Raw genomic sequence first — 16,883 nt, forward strand, 5'->3', positions numbered from 1 at the left:
TTTCTCCTACATCCGGAAGACACCGAAAGAGGTGTCAGTCAGTGGTGCGCCAGCAGCGGTTTCTAATGCCAAGCCGAGAACACGGCGAGTATCGGCAGGGTCGATCACGCCGTCATCCCAGAGGCGAGCCGTTGAGTAATAGGGGCTGGATTCTCGCTCGAATTTCTCGCGGATAGGCTTTTCAAACTCCTCTTGTTCCTCCGCTGACCAGGTGCCACCGCCACGCTCAATTTGGTTCCGGCGGACAGTAGACATGGTCATTGCAGCTTGTGGGCCACCCATGACGGAGATACGGGCGTTGGGCCACATCCACAAGAAGCGTGGGCTGTAGGAGCGACCACACATGGAGTAGTTGCCGGCGCCGAACGCGCCACCAATAACCACGGTGAACTTGGGCACGCGCACCGTGGCGACGGCGTTAACCATCTTCGCGCCGTGCTTTGCGATGCCGCCGGCCTCGTACTCGCGGCCTACCATGAATCCGGTGGTGTTCTGGAGGAACACGAGCGGGATGCCGCGCTGATCGCAAAGCTCAATGAAATGCGCACCTTTCACTGCGGACTCTCCCATGAGGATGCCGTTATTGGCGATGATGCCTACCCGGTGCCCAAAGATGCGGGCGAAAACAGTGACCAGGGTGGTGCCATACTCTGACTTGAATTCCTGGTATTGGCCACCATCGACTATTACCTCGATGACTTCATGGACGTCATAGGGGACTTTGGCATCGACTGGCACGATGTCATAAAGATCCGTTTGTGGGCGGACTGCATCCTTTGGCTCGCTCAAGTCCCAGTCTGGTTGGCGATCCTGAGGGAAAGTCTCCACAATCTTGCGGACACGGTGCAAGGCGTCCGCATCATCTAATGCGAGATGATCAGTGACGCCAGAGATCTTGGAGTGCAAGTCACCGCCGCCCAGGTCCTCCGGTGTGACGTCTTCACCAGTGGCAGCCTTCACCAGTGGCGGTCCTGCCAGGAAGATGGTGCCCTGTTCCTTAACAATCACCGCCTCATCGGACATAGCTGGAACGTAGGCGCCACCAGCGGTACACGAACCGAGGACGGCTGCGATCTGTGGGATACCAGCGGCGGACATGCGGGCCTGATTGAAGAAGATCCGGCCGAAGTGCTCACGGTCGGGAAAGACCTCATCCTGGTTCAGCAACATCGCACCACCGGAGTCGACGAGGTAGATGCACGGCAGGCGATTCTCCGCAGCGATTTCCTGTGCTCGCAAGTGCTTCTTAACCGTCATCGGGTAGTAGGTTCCGCCAGACACGGTGGCGTCATTCGCCACGATCATGCAGCGTCGCCCCTGCACCAAACCGACGCCGGCGACGGCACCTGCAGCAGCTACTTTGCCGTCATACATGTCATGAGCTGCCAGCGGTGCCACTTCTAGAAATGGGCTGCCGGGGTCCAACAGTTCTTGAATACGCTGGCGTGGCAGCAATTTGCCGCGGCTGACGTGGCGTTCGCGGGCACGTTCGGAGCCACCTTCTGCGGTGGTATGCACAAAGTGGCGCAGTTCAGCGACCAGCTCTTCGTGGCGTTGACGGTTGTTCTTAGGTGCAGTCATTTGGCTCGCTTCCCATTTCAGTTAATGGCGATTAACTTAAATGCGAGACTACCGTCACAGTGTGACCCGTAACACTTTTATTGCTGTGTTAATTTTGCATCACACCAATTTGCTGGTGTTAACAGGCAGAAAAAATGGCGCTACCAGCGCCATGTTGATTCCCCTTATTCACCCCTTGCAAATACCCCCTAGGCAGCTCCAGCCCCAGCGGTGAGTGCCTCCACGGCCATCTCATATGCCTGCTCGCTCACCAGTTCCGGACCAGCCCAGTGGATTACGTGCCGAGCAGAATTGATCAGCCCTGCAGCAAACTGCACTCGCAAGCGAGCAGTCGAACGATCAAGGTCAGGACAAGTTTCTTGGAGCACATCAGTCCAGAGTCGCAGATACATCAGCTGCAAGGAACGCACCTTTGTCATCGCCTCTGGCGCTAAGTTGTGAATCTCCCGCGCTTGCACCCGAATAATGTCCGGCTCGGTAGTGGCAAAGTCCACGTGCCGCTGCACCAACGCCCGCAACAGCTGGCCAGCATCCTCTGAACCCGACTCCTGATGCTGCGCAATCGCTTCCCGAGCGCCATCCACCAGCCGAATCGAAATGTCCACCAGCACTGTCTCCAGCAATTCATCCTTGCTCGAGAAATGACGTAGTACGCCCGGGCCCGATATCCCCACCGCAGCACCTACATCACTCAGCCGCATCTGATGGAAGCCCTTATCCGCCATAATTACAGCTGCTGCCGAAAGCAGTTCAGCACGTCGTCGCTGCTTAGCCTGTTCCCTAGCGGTTGCCACGAGCCACAACCCGATACGCCTGGGAAATCAGCGGCGCGTCAATCATTTCCCCATCTAACTTAAATGCGCCCGCATGACGCTCTGCCTCCGCGACCACCCGCTGGGCCCAATCCAGCTGTTCCGCATCTGGAGCGAAAGCCCGACGCACGACCTCCACTTGCTGCGGATGAATGCAAGCGAAACCCACAAATCCCGCGCGTGCCGCATCAACCGCTTCCAGATACAGCCCTTCCTCGTCCCGGAAATCGGCGTGGACGGCGTCGATAACAAACTTGCCGTGCGCTGCGGCATGGATGTGCATCAGCGATCGAGTCAGCGCCATCGGTGTACGGTACGGTCCGGGGCGCGATTCTGGAGCACCTTCGTCGACAAGCAGGCGCGAGTGAGTGCCGCCCAGCAGCACCGTGAGGTCTTCCGCACCCCAGAAAAGCCCAACCACGTCCTCATGGGCAGCCAACTGTGGCAGCGCAACGACAGCCTGCGGAGTCTCCACCATTGCGATGAGCTGCAGGCCCTGCAGCTGTGCCGGCACCTCAGCCCCCACCTTCGGCACCATTACCAGCCGATAATCGGTAGTTCGCACAAACTCTACGTCAGCCGCGAAGTGCGGAGAATCCGGCCCTACGATACGGACGATGGTGCGCGCCGGGTCCAAGCCACAGTCACGGATGTTGTGGTAGGCCACGCGCCTATCGACGTCCCCCGCCCCGTCTTCCAAATCCAAGATGACCATGTCCGATTTCGCCGCCGCCTTAGGAATAATCTCAGCCCGCCCAGCGGGTGCGAAAAGGATGGCTGGCCCCGCAATGAGATGGTCGAAACGCATAACTACTCCTTGGATGATGAAATCTATGTCCCAAGGATATGTGATTCTCACAAAACAGTTACCCCCGCGTAGCACATTACTGGAATAATGAAATTCAGTTACATGTTCTTTTAAGTGAACTTATCCAGTAGTTATGTCAAGGAGCTTTTCATGTGCCAAGCCGTCCAATGCCCCAAGTGCAACAAGACCACCTGGAGCGGTTGCGGAAACCATGTCGATCAGGTGATGGCAGGCATCGCACCCGCCAATCGCTGTCAGTGCAAGCCACAGACCACGGCCGAAGCACGTGCTGCTAAACCTGCCGGGATGCTGGGCCGGCTATTCGGGGGTCGCTAACGTGGCACGCACCATCATCATCGGCGGTGTCGCTGGTGGCATGTCTACCGCAACGCGCTTGCGCCGTAACGACGAAGACCATGAGATCACTGTCTTTGAACGCTCCGGTTACGTCTCCTTTGCCAACTGTGGCCTGCCATACCACCTCGGTGGTGTCATCGAGAACCGCGAGGCACTGCTCCTGCAGACTCCGGAGTCATTGCACGAGCGTTTCAACATCGATGTGCGCGTGCGGCATGAAGTCATGTCCATTGATGCCGCCACAAACTCCGTGGTCGTGCGCAACCTCGACTCGGGAGTGGACACTGAGGAGCCCTACGACAATCTCGTTCTCGCACCCGGCGCGCAGCCGTTCATCCCGCCTATCCCGGGTATTGAGCGTGCCGCCTGCCTGCGCACCGTAGAGGACCTTGATCACCTGAAATCCCTGGTCTCCCCTGACATACAGACTGCTGTTGTAATTGGTGGCGGTTTCATCGGCGTTGAGGTCGCGGAGAATCTGCAACACCGTGGCCTGGCCGTCACTTTGATCGAAGCAGCTCCCCAGATCATGGCGCCCTTCGACCCCGAGATAGCGATCCTACTGCAGCGTCGTCTCGAAGCGGGCGGCATTGACGTGCGCACCAACGCCATGGTCACCGCCATCGGCGAAAAGGACGTGACAGCCGGCGAGGAACACTTCCCCGCCGATGTGGTCATCGCAGCTATCGGCGTGCGCCCAGATGCTGACTTTATCGCCGAGGCAGGCATAATGACGGCACGCTCCGGGCACATCCTCGTCGATGAATTCGGCCGCACCAACGTGGCGAACGTCTACGCCTTAGGAGACGCCGTGATGAAGCGCGACTTCCTCGATGGCTCCGATAACCCCCTGCCGCTTGCGCAGAATGCGAACCGCCATGGCCGTGTCATCGCCGACGTGATCGCTGGCCGTTCGGTGGCTACCAAACCGGTGTATGGCACCTCTATCATCGGCGCTTTCGGCTTCGCAGTCGCAGGCACCGGCTGGAATGAGAAGCGACTGCAGGCTGCGGGCCGCGAGTATCGCGCGATCCATACCCACCCGATCAATCACGCTGGCTACTATCCGGGCGCGAAGCAAATGACCATCAAGCTGCTGGTCGATCCAGCTACCGATGCGATTTTGGGCGCCCAAGCTGCGGGTGAGGCCGGCGTCGATAAGCGTATCGACGTCATCCTCACCGCCATGACGGGTGGCCTAACGGCTTCTGATCTAGCCGACCTAGAGCTGGCCTACGCTCCGCAATTCGGCATGGCGAAGGATCCCGTTGCGCTTATCGGCATGGTGAATGACAACATGGTCGCAGGCGAGAAGACGATCCAGTGGCATGAGCTGGCTTCATCCAAGCTTCCGCTCATCGATGTGCGTACCCCCGGAGAATATGCTTCCGAGCCGATCCCGGGCGCGGTGAACATCCCGGTGGATGACCTCCGCGATCGCATCGATGAGGTACGCGAATTGGCTGCTGGCGGCCCCGTGATAGTGCATTGCCGCGTTGGCTTGCGTGGCCATATTGCAATCCGCACCCTTGCCGGCCTGGGCATCGAAGCGATCAACCTCGACGGCGGTTACCTGACATGGGAAGCTGGTATCGCTTCACAGGACTAGTTTTCTGCCCGGACAGCGCACTGGCCGGGCAGCTCGTTTCCACAATTTACGAGCAGCCCGGCCAGTTTTTCATGCATACTAGTTTCATTAACAATACCCCCGGCAGATCTAGGAAGCACTGTGTCAACTGCGGTTCCCGCCACTCTTGTTGAGCGAGCTCTATCTCTTATTCTCGATTCCCTCTTTATCGGTGCGCTGTGCGGTATCGCTACGTGGCTGCTGCGCCTAGAGGTAGTAGATCATTCAGAGCTGATTTTCGCGGTGTACAAGATTGGCGCAGAGACGTTAGTAGGCACCACGTTAGGAAATCGGGACTTCGAATTGATTTCGGAGATCGAAACCGATTCCTCTCTGCATGCATTCGCAATCAATGGCTGATTCTTCCTATGATGTGCGCTTCTTTCGCCCCTACCGTCGGCAGCGTAATGGGCACGATAATGTTCGCCGTCGGTGCCGTGTCATTTTCCAGCAGCAAGAGATTCCAACATATCTATGACGGCTGGGCTGGAACAACCGTCTTGAAGAAGCCAGGACAGTGACATATGCCTGGTTCGAGGCCATTAGAAAATCCTTAGTACAGTTCGAAAGTTTGTTACCATGCCCCTATGAATAGCGAACTTCGGGCATTGTCCATCATGCCGGCTTCCCGAACGCGAAGGATTTTCGCCTACTTTTTAGACAACTGCGTCCTTCAGGTAGCTTGCGTCGTCATCGCGCTGCTAATTCAATGGGCGTTCTCTCTAAATAATCCGCCGAATCCCGTTGGCCTGTTTGGCTTGATCTTCGGCCTGTACAAGCTCGTGTGCGAGTGGATTTGGCGCAAGAGCTTCGGCCACGCTTGCCTCGACATCATGGTCACCTATGAACGATACAGCTGGTGGCGACCGCTGCTACGCAACAGCTGGTACTTCATCCCCTTCTGCTATTCCCTGTTCATCTCCCACATGGATGATCCTGACTCCAGCGAACTAGACTTCTTAATCGGACTGACCTTGTTGGTTTCCACCAAAAAGCGTCACGTATTCGACTGGCTCGCCGGCGCCAGGTTGATACAAGCAAAGTAGACGGCGCCAACCGAAATCGGTTGGCGCCGGAGTATCCAGGTGTTATTAGTGCGAGAAGTGACGCACGCCTGTGAGGTACATCGTCACACCAGCGTTGTTGGCGGCTTCAATGACTTCAGCATCACGGATCGAACCGCCTGGCTGCACCACGGCCTTTACGCCAGCGTTGAGCAACACTTCTAGACCATCTGCAAATGGGAAGAACGCATCAGAGGCCGCGTAGGAACCGCGTGCGCGCTCCTCGCCGTCGGCAAGCGTGTTGGCGCGCTCGACGGCGAGCTTGGCGGAGTCGACACGGTTGACCTGCCCCATGCCGACGCCTACAGAAGCGTTGTTCTTAGCAAGCAGGATGGCATTGGACTTGACTGCACGCACAGAACGCCATGCGAACTCGAGTTCGGCCAGGTCAGCATCCGAAAGTGCGGCGCCGGAAACAAGCTGCCAATTGGCCGGATCATCACCCTCAGCCTGGTAAAGATCTGGCTCCTGGGTGAGGATACCGCCGGAAATGAACTTTTTCTCGGTAGTCGGTGCCTCATATTCCGCGACCAGGATACGAATGTTCTTCTTGGTGGCCAGGATTTCCACCGCCCCGTCTTCATAGGAAGGCGCAAGGATAACTTCAGTGAAGATGTCCTTTACCTGGTTTGCCATCTCCACGCTAACCTCGCGGTTGACTGCGATCACTCCACCGTAAGCGGAAACTGGATCGCAAGCGTGTGCCTTGAGATGCGCGTCAGCGATGGATTCTTCGGAGACCGCGACACCACAAGGGTTGGCGTGCTTGATGATGGCAACGCAAGGACGCTTGTGGTCCCATGCAGCTCGCCACGCAGCCTCAGCGTCTTGGTAGTTGTTGTAGGACATTTCCTTGCCGTGCAGCTGCTTGGCGTTGGCGAGGCCCTTGGTACCGATGCGGGTAACCGTTGCGGACTGGTGAGAGTTCTCGCCGTAGCGCAACGAAGTGGCTGCTTCCTGGTCGGAAAGCTGGCCAACGAGCCAACTGGAAACAGCGGCATCGTAGTCGGCGGTATGCAAAAACGCGTCACGAGCTAGTTCGCGGCGCTGCTGCAGGGTGAAACCACCGGCTCCCAGAGCCTCGATAACGTCGCCGTACCGAGCTGGGTCTACCACGATGGACACGGATGGGTGGTTCTTGGCCGCAGCGCGAACCATCGAAGGGCCTCCGATGTCGATCTGCTCAACACAGTCATCGAAGCCAGCACCGGATGCCACGGTCTCGCGGAATGGGTACAGATTGACCACCACGAGCTGGAATGCGTCAATGCCTAGGTCATGGAGCTGGTTGAGATGATCCTCTTTGCGGGTATCCGCGAGGATGCCAGCATGCACACGAGGATGCAGGGTCTTCACGCGGCCTTCCAGACACTCTGGGAAGCCGGTGAGCTGCTCAACGGGGGTTACCGGGATGCCGAGATCTGCGATCTTCGCCGCGGTGGAGCCGGTGGACACGATTTCCACGCCCGCCTCGTTCAGTGCTCGTGCCAAATCCTCGAGTCCGGTCTTGTCATAGACGCTGACGAGGGCGCGCTTGATGTCCTTACGGTCTTCGCTCATGTAAAAAGCAACCCTTTCAATGGAAATTTTCCGATTGATATCGATACTATTGCGCTTCACATGGATTAGACGAATTCAGCACGCGCACTATGAGATCGCGTTCGGCTACCTTGATGCGCTCATGCAAACTCCCCTCTGTGTCCCCTGGTTCGACAGGGACCGCAACCTGCGCAATGATCCGCCCCGTATCGACGCCGGCGTCCACCAAATGCACGGTGGAACCAGTGATTTTGACGCCGTACTCTAAAGCGTCACGCACAGCATGTGCTCCCTTGAAAGATGGCAGCAAAGCAGGATGGGTATTGATTACTGAGCCTTCAAATCTGCACAGGAAAGCCGAACCGAGGATGCGCATGAAACCCGCGGACACGATCAAGTCAGCGTCGAATTTCGCGACCGCTGCCGTCAGCGCTTGATCCCAATCTTCGCGATTGGAGTATTCCTTATATATAACAGCCTCAACTGCAACACCTTCATCAGAAGCAACAGTTGTTGCGCGGCAGTCTCGATCAACCACTACCCCGACAACCTCATAGCCATCACCACTACTGCGGATGATCGATTCCAGCAAGCTCCCCGTACCAGAAGCCAGCACCACTACGCTCTTATGTTTCATCAGGTTGCGCTTTCTCCTCGGCTTGCAGTTCTGTCTCTGTTTCAGCTTCAACCGCGGGGTCATCTCCGACCTCTTCTACCGCAGCCTCAGCCTCGGAAGGCGCGTCATCCGGTACGACTCTGGTCAAGTGCATATCGGCCACGGCGTCTTGTTCAGAATCATCGGCAGCCTCACTTTCAGAGGACTCCTCAGCATCGTCCGCTACTACCGTGGCAGCGTTTAGGTCGTCGTCGGCAAGCTCCGGCATCCGACTGTCCAGCAGCCATCCGACGCCAGCGATGAGCGCGCCAGCCCCCCACAGCCACAGCGGAACCGACAACAATGCCATCCACCACACCGGACCGATGAACCCATAGCCGCCGAGTGTGCCGGAGGCAAAAATCCAAGCAATCAGAGAAATTCCTGCCGACCACAAGCCTGCCAAACCCACAGTCCGAAACGGTCGACGCGCAGACCGCAGGTGCCGATAGGACACAAATGCGGCAATGAAGAGTGGCAGCACAAGTAGTGCCCATGCATAGGGCCATACATGCCCCGGGATTGCCGCGAGTATCGGCAAAGGTGGCAGTGGCACGAGGTAAGCGCCAAATAGACTTAGTGCCCCCTCGCCGAGCGTGAACTCACCGCCCGTGAGAACGAAAACAACGCCGAGGAGAACATTCGGCAGATACAGCAAGCTCAGTCCGCTGAGCCCAAGCGCTGCGCCAGGCTGCGACATACTGCGATACAAATCCGCCGCAGTCGACCAATGCGCAACAAGCAACGCGAGGAAGATCAGACCCGCAGCAACTAACAAGCCGGCCCAATATTTGAGCGCGAGAACTGCGGTATCGAATAGGTCCGCATCAGGCGCATAGCGACGCTCCAGTGCGCGCCACAGCCGAGGCCCCATCCCGATCAGCAAAGCGAGGAGGTGCACAAGCACAGTCCGCCCCAGCATTCCTGGCACGGAGGCCACCGCAACTGGATAGACCGATCCGGCGTCGAGAAGCATTGCCGACGCCGTGAGCGTGAGCAAAAAAGGAACGCCCAGCACGCAACCCGCCAGCACATAAAGGTCAGCAAGAGAGACCTTGTCTTTAACCACTGCATATACCCGCCAGGCAATAACGGCGATCAAGAAACAAGCGGGCAGCAACGGCACATAACCGAGCTCTGTACCTTTGCTAGCCACCGGCGCAGCATTAGCCACCAACCACAGCTGAGCAACCGTGGCAGGAAGAGCGACAAAGCTGGAGCTGGAGACCAAAATCGCCGCAATTGCCATCACAACCACTAATGAGACGATGATCACATTAGCAATCAAGATGAGCGGAAGAAATTCCCGCAGCCGGTCCCTATTACTGTGCCGCTCGCGCGGTTGAACCGGCGTCGCCCGTGCCCGCTGCTGCACGGCGCTTCGAATTAAAGACCGGCTTCGGCTGCGATACTTTCGGTCCGGGCGGGCCTGTGGGCTTGTGTTTTTACTCATCACAACCACTGTGCCACGCAAAACCTAGCAAGCGCGGAAAGGCACGTCTGAACTAAGGAAAAATTGCGCTTGTATCCAAACGCGTAGTGTGACCTATCACCCCACTTGAGAGTCCCTCATTTAGAACCCTCAACAGCACCTTTAGACTTTTTCAATCTCAGAAGAAGGTTTTGTTAGAAATTCTTCGAATGCGCTTGCCTCGAATGTAACGAAGCGCTATCGTAATCTCTCGTTAGGTAACAAGACGGTCACAAAATGATTTTGTGAGTAACGATGGAAGAAGGCTACATGCAACAGCGCGCAACGCGGAACGGCGTCGGACGCCACCGCAAGCAAAGCGTTTCGCCTACGACCAAAGGACGCGTCGCTCTTGTCGCAGTCGCCACAGGCGCAGTTTCCACTGCAGGTGCCGGTGGAGTTGCAGTAGCAGAAGCTACTCATACTGAAGCCCAGTCCCAGCCTGCTATCGAGCTCGCTGCAGACACCAACGCTGCTTTTACCAATGCGACGCCGCAGATCCTCGCAATCGCCGAGTTCAAGCCATTGGCGAACCTTGATGAGCAGGTCAACAAAGCGATCCAGTACAGCCAGGAGCGCATTGCCGCTGACCTCGCCGCCCGCGCACCACAGGTAGTTCGCCCAGCTGAAGGCGCATTCACCTCTGGCTTCGGCGCACGCTGGGGAACCACGCACAACGGCATCGACATTGCTAACTCCATCGGCACTCCAATCGTTGCTGCAATGGACGGCACCGTCCTCGAAGCTGGCCCAGCCTCCGGCTACGGAAACTGGATTCGCATCCAGCATGAAGACGGCTCTATCTCCATCTACGGCCACATGGAGACCCTCGATGTCACCGCTGGACAGCATGTTACCGCTGGCCAGAAGATTGCCGGCATGGGCAGCCGCGGCTTCTCCACCGGTTCCCACCTGCACTTCGAAATTCACCCAGACGGCAAGACCCCAGTGGATCCAATCCCTTGGTTCGCAGCCCGCGGTGTGAACATTTCCTAAAACTTCTGTCTAAAAGACGCCTAGGCCTCCTGCAATTGCAGGAGGCCATTGTGTTTTTAGGAACCCCAGCACGACCATGATTTCAGGATCATGATTGTGCGAGTAACATCGCAATTTCTGCTTTCCGCAACGCAGCACAACGCTGACAATCATGATCCTGAAATCATGGTCGTGCGTGAGCTAATACCGCAACGCCCTACAGCTTCTCCATCGGCACTCCGCCGATCAGCATGAGTCGCACCTTCCCAGCAGACCCGAAATCGATCATCACAGTTGCGCGAGGCCCAGAGCCATCCACCGAAAGTACCTTTCCTAAGCCGTACTTCTCATGGTTGACGCGATCTCCGACTGCAAGCTGGAGATTGTTGTTGAGCGAGCGCTTCGGCGCTGCCGGAATCGTCGACCTGCTTGGCGGCGTCCGATAGCTCTGGCCGCCCCAGTCAGAGCCACCCGAGTAGGACCCCGAGGAACCCCAGGACGAGCCGCCGAAGCCTCGCTCCGGCTCGGTACGCTTCCAGTCAATGAGATCGGTGGGGATTTCCGCTAAGAACCGCGATGCAGGATTCGTCAACGGATTGCCCCAGGAGCTTCGCAGCATCGCACGCGAGAGGTACAGACGCTTCCGGGCGCGAGTGATGCCAACGTATGCAAGTCGTCGTTCCTCCGCGAGTTCCTTCGGATCCCCCAGCGCCCGCAGGTGCGGAAACTGGCCGTCTTCCCAACCAGTGACAAATACGACCGGAAACTCGAGCCCCTTCGCTGTATGCAGCGTCATGAGGGTGACCACGCCTTGTTCACCATCCGGGATCTGATCCGCATCGGCGACCAGAGAGACCCGTTCTAGGAAGGCTTGCAACGAACCGGGATCCGGCTCGCCTTCCGCAGGTTCCACGCCTTCTTCTTCAGCGAAGGCCACAACGTTGGCGGCCTCGGAGGAGAACTCGCGGGCAATGGAAACTAGCTCGTTAAGGTTGTCGAGTCGCGCACCATCCTGCGGATCATTGGACACTTCGAGCTCTGCCTTGTATCCGGTCACGTCTAAAACTGCCGAAACAACATTGCCGATGTTGGGCAACCCGGTAGTCTCATCGACGTCGGCAAGCGCTGAACTGCGCAGTTCAGCCATCATGTCGTTAAATTTGGCCACTGCGTTCCGGCCTCGCCCACCAAGCAGGTTGACTTCCCCAGCAGCCGCGTCTGCCAACGCCTGCGAAAACGGAATGCTGTGCTGCTCCGCATGCAGACCAATGAAGGCAATCGCCCTGTCACCGATGCCGCGTCGTGGAGTGTTAATGATCCGCCGCAACGAGACGGTGTCATCAGGGTTCTCAAGTACACGCAAGTAGGCGACAATGTCACGGATTTCTTTGCGCTCGTAGAAGCGTGTACCACCCACCACCTTGTACGGGATACCCGTGCGCATGAACACGTCTTCCAGTGCACGCGAGGAGTTATTCGTGCGGTACATAACTGCGATATCGCCAAAGTTCAGGCCGCCATCGACAAGCCGGTCTATTTCTGTGGCCACAAATCGTGCTTCATCGTGCTCGTTATCGGCCACGTAGCCGACGATGGGCTCGCCAGAACCCAACGCCGTCCACAGCTTCTTCTCCCGGCGATTCTCGTTCTGTGCAATGACCGCATTTGCAGCAGACAGAATCGTCTGGGTGGAGCGGTAGTTCTGCTCCAACACGATAGTGCGCGCTTCGGGGTAGTCCTTTTCAAATTCCTCAATGTTGCGAATCGTCGCGCCACGGAAAGCGTAAATGGACTGATCTGCGTCACCGACCACTGCCAACTCTGCCGGCGGGACCGCATGCGGTTCGGATGAAGGGCGTCCCACTAGCGTCGCTACCAGGACGTATTGAGCGTGGTTGGTGTCCTGATACTCGTCGATCAGTACATGTCGGAAGCGACGCCGATAGTGCTCCGCCACCTCTGGATGCCGCTTGAATACACCGACTACCTCGCCAATCAGGTCATCAAAGTCCACCGCATTTGAGCTGCGAAGTCGCCGCTGGTACTCGGTGTATACCCGGGCTACGGTCATCGCATAGGGCTCTCCCCCTGCTTGCTCCAGCGCCTCTGCTGGAGTGAGGAGCTCGTTCTTGTGGTTAGAAATTGACGTCGCCAGTCCGCGCGCACTGAATCGCTTTGCGTCTAGTTCCATGTCCTTAGCAATCATCGTGAGCAGACGCTTCGAATCGTCGCTGTCATAGATCGTGAAGTTGGTGTTCAGGCCGTCGACAAGCCCCGCCTGCTGCCGCAGAATTCGCACACACGTCGAGTGGAAGGTGGAAACCCACATTCGTTCCGCAGCCGGGCCGACTAGCCCCATCACGCGCTCTCTCATCTCAGCGGCCGCTTTGTTGGTGAAGGTGATCGCCAGAATCTGACCTGGATGCACCCCGTGTTGCAGCAGATAGGCAATGCGACGCGTCAGCACAGCAGTCTTACCGGAACCAGCGCCAGCAACGATCAGCAGCGGCACCCCACGGTGTTCGACCGCTGCGCGCTGTTCGGGATTGAGCCCCTCCAGCAGATCCGAAGTAGAACCGAACGCATCTGCGCCGCTTATCGACGGCCGACGCGCACCAAACGGATGGGATTGTCCAAAGCTATTGTTCATAATGCTCTACAGCCTACTGCTAGGCCCGGACACCGACTGTGACGTGGCAGAATAGAAAGCTATGAGCGAAGACTTTGAAATCCGGATGCCTTCCGGCACCGATGATCCCCTTTCAGACGCGGAGATCCAAAAATGCCGGGAGGAAATAAACCGTCTGGACAATGTAATCCTCGATGCTGTGAAACGCCGAACTGAAGTATCCAAGGCTATCGGCCGCACCAGAATGGGCGCTGGCGGTACACGACTCGTCCACACCCGCGAAGTAGCAATTATCAATCGCTTCCGTGAGGAAATCGGCGAAGAAGGCCCAGCTCTAGCCGCAATCTTGCTCCGAATGGGGCGCGGAAAACTGGGTTAAAAGCGGGAAGCTCAAACCCCAACTACTGTGGAGGGAAGTTACTTACCCGCGACAATTTGGGAGCACAACCGCCATGGATATCACTAGCACCACCTCGTGGAACGAACTGGCCACGCAGCACGCAGCCTTCAAGAATTCCAGCCTGCGCGACCTCTTCGCTGCCGACCCATCTCGCGCTGAAAAGCTCACTTTCGATGCCGCAGGCCTGCGCGTCGACCTGTCCAAGAACCTGATCGACCAGGATGTCATCAATCGCCTGGTAGCAGTCGCAGAGGCCGTCAAGCTGAAAGAGCGCACCGCGGACATGTTCAAGGGCGCGCACATCAACAACACCGAGGATCGCGCGGTGCTACACACTGCACTGCGTATGCCGGTGGAAGACTCTCTGGAGGTCGACGGCCAAGACGTGGCAGCAGATGTCCACGAGATCCTCGGTCGGATGCGCGACTTCGCCCACGACCTGCGTTCCGGCGAATGGCTCGGACACACCGGCCACACCATCAAGACCATCGTTAACATCGGCATCGGTGGCTCTGATCTCGGCCCAGCCATGGCAACGAAGGCACTGCGTCACTACGCAGTCGCCGGCATCGACGCCATGTTCGTCTCCAACGTTGACCCAGCTGACATGGTGGCCACCCTGGAGGTCCTCGACCCAGGCTCCACCCTCTTCGTCATCGCATCCAAGACCTTCACCACCCAAGAGACGCTGGCAAACGCTCACGCCGCCAAGCGCTGGCTGCTGGAAGCTTTCGAAGGCGACGAGTCTGCCATCGCGAAGCACTTCGTGGCGGTTTCCACTAACGCTGAAAAAGTCGCAGAATTTGGCATCGATACCAAGAACATGTTCGGTTTCTGGGATTGGGTAGGAGGTCGCTACTCCGTAGATTCCGCCATCGGCTTATCTCTCATGGCTGTCATCGGTCCGATGGACTTCATGCGTTTCCTGGAAGGCTTCCATGCGATGGACGAGCACTTCCGCACCACCCCATTTGAGAAGAACGTCCCAGTGCTCATGGCTCTGCTCGGCATCTGGTACTCCAACTTCTACGGCGCCGACACCCACGCAGTGTTGCCTTATTCCCAAGATCTGGCCCGCTTCCCTGCTTATCTACAGCAGCTCACTATGGAGTCCAACGGCAAGTCGGTCCGTCGAGACGGCACCGCGGTCACCACCGGCACCGGGGAGATCTACTGGGGCGAGCCCGGCACCAATGGCCAGCACGCTTTCTTCCAGTTGATTCACCAGGGCACCCGGATGATCCCAGCAGACTTCATCGGCTTTGCCCGCCCGAAGGAAGACCTGCCAACCGCTTCCGGCGAAGGCTCCATGCATGACCTACTCATGTCCAACTTCTTCGCACAGACCAAGGTGCTCGCCTTTGGTAAGGACGCTGCCGAGATCGCTGCCGAAGGCGTCCCCGCAGAGTTGGTGAACCACAAGGTCATGCCTGGCAACCGCCCTACCACCACAATCCTTGCACCAGAGCTCACCCCGGCTGTGCTCGGCGCACTCATCGCGCTCTACGAACACATCACCTTTGTGCAGGGCGTTATCTGGGACATAAACTCCTTCGACCAGTGGGGAGTTGAGCTTGGCAAAAAGCAGGCCGGCGATCTGCTCCCCGCCGTGACTGGCGAGGCAAAGGCTGACTCCGGAGACTCCTCCACTGACAGCTTGATCGGCTGGTACCGATCCCAGAAGTAGGCACCACGCGAGTCAGCCGCCAGTTGGATGCTTGATTTTCGAAGATGGCTCCAGCTGGCGGGTTATCCCGAGCAAGCTAACGGAAGGTAGCTCATGGCCGAAAAGAGAAGAAGCATTCAAAGCAATGCTCAAATCGCGGCCGAGGTGGTGAAGGTTTTGGCTGATGCCGCCGCAAACGACAAAGTCAAGGACGTTGCGAACCGCCTGGTTCACGCCGGTGGGGACGCAGCGAATCGAATTCTGGCAGCCGCGAAAACGCGGGATCCCTTTGATGACCTCGAAGCCAAACTCGATGCTATGGCGGAGTTGGTTCACAGTGAACAAGGCCAGCGCCTGCCCCTTAAGGATCGTGAAACGGTGCTGCAGGAATGCGAGACCTTTAAGCGCGGCATCCAGATTTCTAGGTCGCTGCATGGGCGCGAGCAACGCCAAAAGCTCGCGATGCTCCGCAAGCAGATCAATGCGCGTTTCGACGCCGTTTTTGAGCTTGCTATTCTCAACAGCCCTCGTATCAAGGGGTAGCAATCCCTGCGTGGTCAACCTCATCCCCAGCCCCGTGGATGATACGCTTTAGCTTTGACCAGCGTTTTCTGATCGAACTGCACAAAGGACTAGAGCAATTTTTTCTTCCATTGTTGACTGGGTAGTTTCCCTCATGGCCACGCTCGGTGCCCCCGGCGTAGGCATCGCAATTCTGCTGGAGAATCTCTTTCCTCCAATCCCATCCGAAGTTGTTTTGCCGCTGGCCGGCTTTACAGCTGCGCAAGGAAAGATGAATGTCTACCTGGCATTTGTCTTCGCAACCATCGGTTCCGTCGTCGGCGCCTACATCCTGTACGGTGTGGGCGCTGCTATTGGTGCTGAGAGACTACGCAAGATCGCGGACTGGATGTGGCTGACCACTCGGGAAGACGTGGACAAATCTCTGGAATGGTTTGACAAGTATGGCCCTTGGTCCATCTTTTTCGGTCGATTGATTCCAGGCATTCGTTCCCTGATTTCCATTCCGGCAGGTATTGACCGCATGAATCTGTTCATGTTCGGTCTGTACACCACGATCGGTTCGGCCATTTGGAACGCGATCCTCGTAGCCTTGGGCTTCTGGCTTGGAGACCGCTACACCGTCGTCGCTGATGTCATCGACAAGTACTCCAGCGTGGTGTACGCCATCGTCGCCGTTGTGCTCGTATGGCTGCTGGTGCATCTGATTCGTCGCGACCTCAAATCAAAGCGCGCGGCGGAAAACAAAGCCTAGCGGCTGGGCCGTCACGCACGCCG

15 protein-coding genes are annotated in these 16,883 nt (G+C 57.5%); 8 read left to right on the plus strand and 7 right to left on the minus strand.

What is annotated here, in order from left to right:
* Nucleotides 1-6: 6 nt before the first annotated feature.
* The 3 genes from WG915_RS03095 to WG915_RS03105 form a co-directional block, all read right to left on the minus strand.
* Nucleotides 7-1,581, minus strand: coding sequence for a carboxyl transferase domain-containing protein (locus WG915_RS03095; RefSeq protein ID WP_339563893.1), 1,575 nt, complete (start codon nt 1,579-1,581; stop codon nt 7-9).
* A gap of 188 nt (nt 1,582-1,769) precedes the next feature.
* Entirely contained in the window at nt 1,770-2,375 is a 606-nt protein-coding gene (locus tag WG915_RS03100) for a TetR/AcrR family transcriptional regulator (RefSeq protein WP_339563894.1), read from the minus strand.
* The gene (locus WG915_RS03105) at nt 2,362-3,201 is read right to left on the minus strand and encodes an HpcH/HpaI aldolase/citrate lyase family protein (RefSeq protein ID WP_339563895.1); all 840 of its coding nucleotides are present in this window, start codon (nt 3,199-3,201) and stop codon (nt 2,362-2,364) included. Before WG915_RS03105 ends, WG915_RS03100 begins: the two co-directional genes overlap by 14 nt.
* Before the next feature lie 337 nt (nt 3,202-3,538).
* On the opposite strand from WG915_RS03105, the gene WG915_RS03110 reads away from it, so the two are divergent.
* The 3 genes from WG915_RS03110 to WG915_RS03120 all read left to right on the plus strand — a co-directional run bounded on the left by WG915_RS03110 (nt 3,539) and on the right by WG915_RS03120 (nt 6,231).
* Entirely contained in the window at nt 3,539-5,167 is a 1,629-nt protein-coding gene (locus WG915_RS03110) for an FAD-dependent oxidoreductase (protein ID WP_339563896.1), read from the plus strand.
* A 120-nt stretch (nt 5,168-5,287) separates the two neighbouring features.
* Nucleotides 5,288-5,545 carry a hypothetical protein gene (locus WG915_RS03115; protein ID WP_339563897.1) on the plus strand — a complete coding sequence of 86 codons (258 nt, stop codon included), beginning with the start codon at nt 5,288-5,290 and terminating at the stop codon, nt 5,543-5,545.
* Between the two features lie 227 nt (nt 5,546-5,772).
* Complete coding sequence (locus WG915_RS03120) at nt 5,773-6,231, plus strand: RDD family protein (protein WP_339563898.1); 459 nt, start codon at nt 5,773-5,775, stop codon at nt 6,229-6,231.
* Between the two features lie 45 nt (nt 6,232-6,276).
* Here WG915_RS03120 and purH read toward each other — a convergent pair whose 3' ends face one another.
* From purH to WG915_RS03135, 3 genes are read right to left on the minus strand one after another with little or no spacing between them, the layout of a single operon-like run.
* Complete coding sequence (gene purH / locus WG915_RS03125; protein WP_339563899.1) at nt 6,277-7,809, minus strand: bifunctional phosphoribosylaminoimidazolecarboxamide formyltransferase/IMP cyclohydrolase; 1,533 nt, start codon at nt 7,807-7,809, stop codon at nt 6,277-6,279.
* A gap of 46 nt (nt 7,810-7,855) precedes the next feature.
* Nucleotides 7,856-8,425 carry a phosphoribosylglycinamide formyltransferase gene (gene purN, locus WG915_RS03130; RefSeq protein ID WP_339563900.1) on the minus strand — a complete coding sequence of 190 codons (570 nt, stop codon included), beginning with the start codon at nt 8,423-8,425 and terminating at the stop codon, nt 7,856-7,858.
* A complete protein-coding gene (locus tag WG915_RS03135; RefSeq protein WP_339563901.1) occupies nt 8,415-9,719 on the minus strand; it encodes a cell division protein PerM in 1,305 nt (434 codons plus the stop codon). Before WG915_RS03135 ends, purN begins: the two co-directional genes overlap by 11 nt.
* Nucleotides 9,720-10,184: 465 nt before the next feature.
* Between WG915_RS03135 and WG915_RS03140 the strand changes: the two genes are divergently transcribed.
* A complete protein-coding gene (locus tag WG915_RS03140; protein WP_339563902.1) occupies nt 10,185-10,910 on the plus strand; it encodes a M23 family metallopeptidase in 726 nt (241 codons plus the stop codon).
* Nucleotides 10,911-11,106: 196 nt separating this feature from the next.
* Here the strand turns inward: WG915_RS03140 and WG915_RS03145 are convergent, their stop codons facing one another.
* Complete coding sequence (locus WG915_RS03145; RefSeq protein ID WP_339563903.1) at nt 11,107-13,539, minus strand: UvrD-helicase domain-containing protein; 2,433 nt, start codon at nt 13,537-13,539, stop codon at nt 11,107-11,109.
* Between the two features lie 61 nt (nt 13,540-13,600).
* On the opposite strand from WG915_RS03145, the gene WG915_RS03150 reads away from it, so the two are divergent.
* The 4 genes from WG915_RS03150 to WG915_RS03165 all read left to right on the plus strand — a co-directional run bounded on the left by WG915_RS03150 (nt 13,601) and on the right by WG915_RS03165 (nt 16,860).
* Nucleotides 13,601-13,897: a chorismate mutase gene (locus tag WG915_RS03150; protein ID WP_339563904.1), complete on the plus strand. Its 297-nt coding sequence runs from the start codon at nt 13,601-13,603 to the stop codon at nt 13,895-13,897.
* Nucleotides 13,898-13,970: 73 nt separating this feature from the next.
* Nucleotides 13,971-15,605: a glucose-6-phosphate isomerase gene (gene pgi / locus WG915_RS03155; protein ID WP_339563905.1), complete on the plus strand. Its 1,635-nt coding sequence runs from the start codon at nt 13,971-13,973 to the stop codon at nt 15,603-15,605.
* 93 nt (nt 15,606-15,698) lie between these two features.
* On the plus strand, nt 15,699-16,127 hold the full coding sequence (locus WG915_RS03160; RefSeq protein WP_339563906.1) for a hypothetical protein: 429 nt from the start codon (nt 15,699-15,701) through the stop codon (nt 16,125-16,127).
* A 133-nt stretch (nt 16,128-16,260) separates the two neighbouring features.
* Entirely contained in the window at nt 16,261-16,860 is a 600-nt protein-coding gene (locus tag WG915_RS03165) for a DedA family protein (protein ID WP_339563907.1), read from the plus strand.
* Nucleotides 16,861-16,883: the final 23 nt, after the last annotated feature.

Source organism: Corynebacterium sp. H128 (genome assembly GCF_037482625.1).
Taxonomy (GTDB): Bacteria; Actinomycetota; Actinomycetes; order Mycobacteriales; family Mycobacteriaceae; genus Corynebacterium.

Coding starts and splice junctions, on each gene's coding strand:
- WG915_RS03095 (WP_339563893.1), bottom strand. CDS start 1,581: ATGACTGCACCTAAGAACAACCGTCAACGCCACGAAGAGCTGGTCGCT.
- WG915_RS03105 (WP_339563895.1), bottom strand. CDS start 3,201: ATGCGTTTCGACCATCTCATTGCGGGGCCAGCCATCCTTTTCGCACCC.
- WG915_RS03120 (WP_339563898.1), top strand. CDS start 5,773: ATGAATAGCGAACTTCGGGCATTGTCCATCATGCCGGCTTCCCGAACG.
- purH (WP_339563899.1), bottom strand. CDS start 7,809: ATGAGCGAAGACCGTAAGGACATCAAGCGCGCCCTCGTCAGCGTCTAT.
- purN (WP_339563900.1), bottom strand. CDS start 8,425: ATGAAACATAAGAGCGTAGTGGTGCTGGCTTCTGGTACGGGGAGCTTG.
- WG915_RS03140 (WP_339563902.1), top strand. CDS start 10,185: ATGCAACAGCGCGCAACGCGGAACGGCGTCGGACGCCACCGCAAGCAA.
- WG915_RS03145 (WP_339563903.1), bottom strand. CDS start 13,539: ATGAACAATAGCTTTGGACAATCCCATCCGTTTGGTGCGCGTCGGCCG.
- WG915_RS03150 (WP_339563904.1), top strand. CDS start 13,601: ATGAGCGAAGACTTTGAAATCCGGATGCCTTCCGGCACCGATGATCCC.
- pgi (WP_339563905.1), top strand. CDS start 13,971: ATGGATATCACTAGCACCACCTCGTGGAACGAACTGGCCACGCAGCAC.
- WG915_RS03160 (WP_339563906.1), top strand. CDS start 15,699: ATGGCCGAAAAGAGAAGAAGCATTCAAAGCAATGCTCAAATCGCGGCC.
- WG915_RS03165 (WP_339563907.1), top strand. CDS start 16,261: ATGGCCACGCTCGGTGCCCCCGGCGTAGGCATCGCAATTCTGCTGGAG.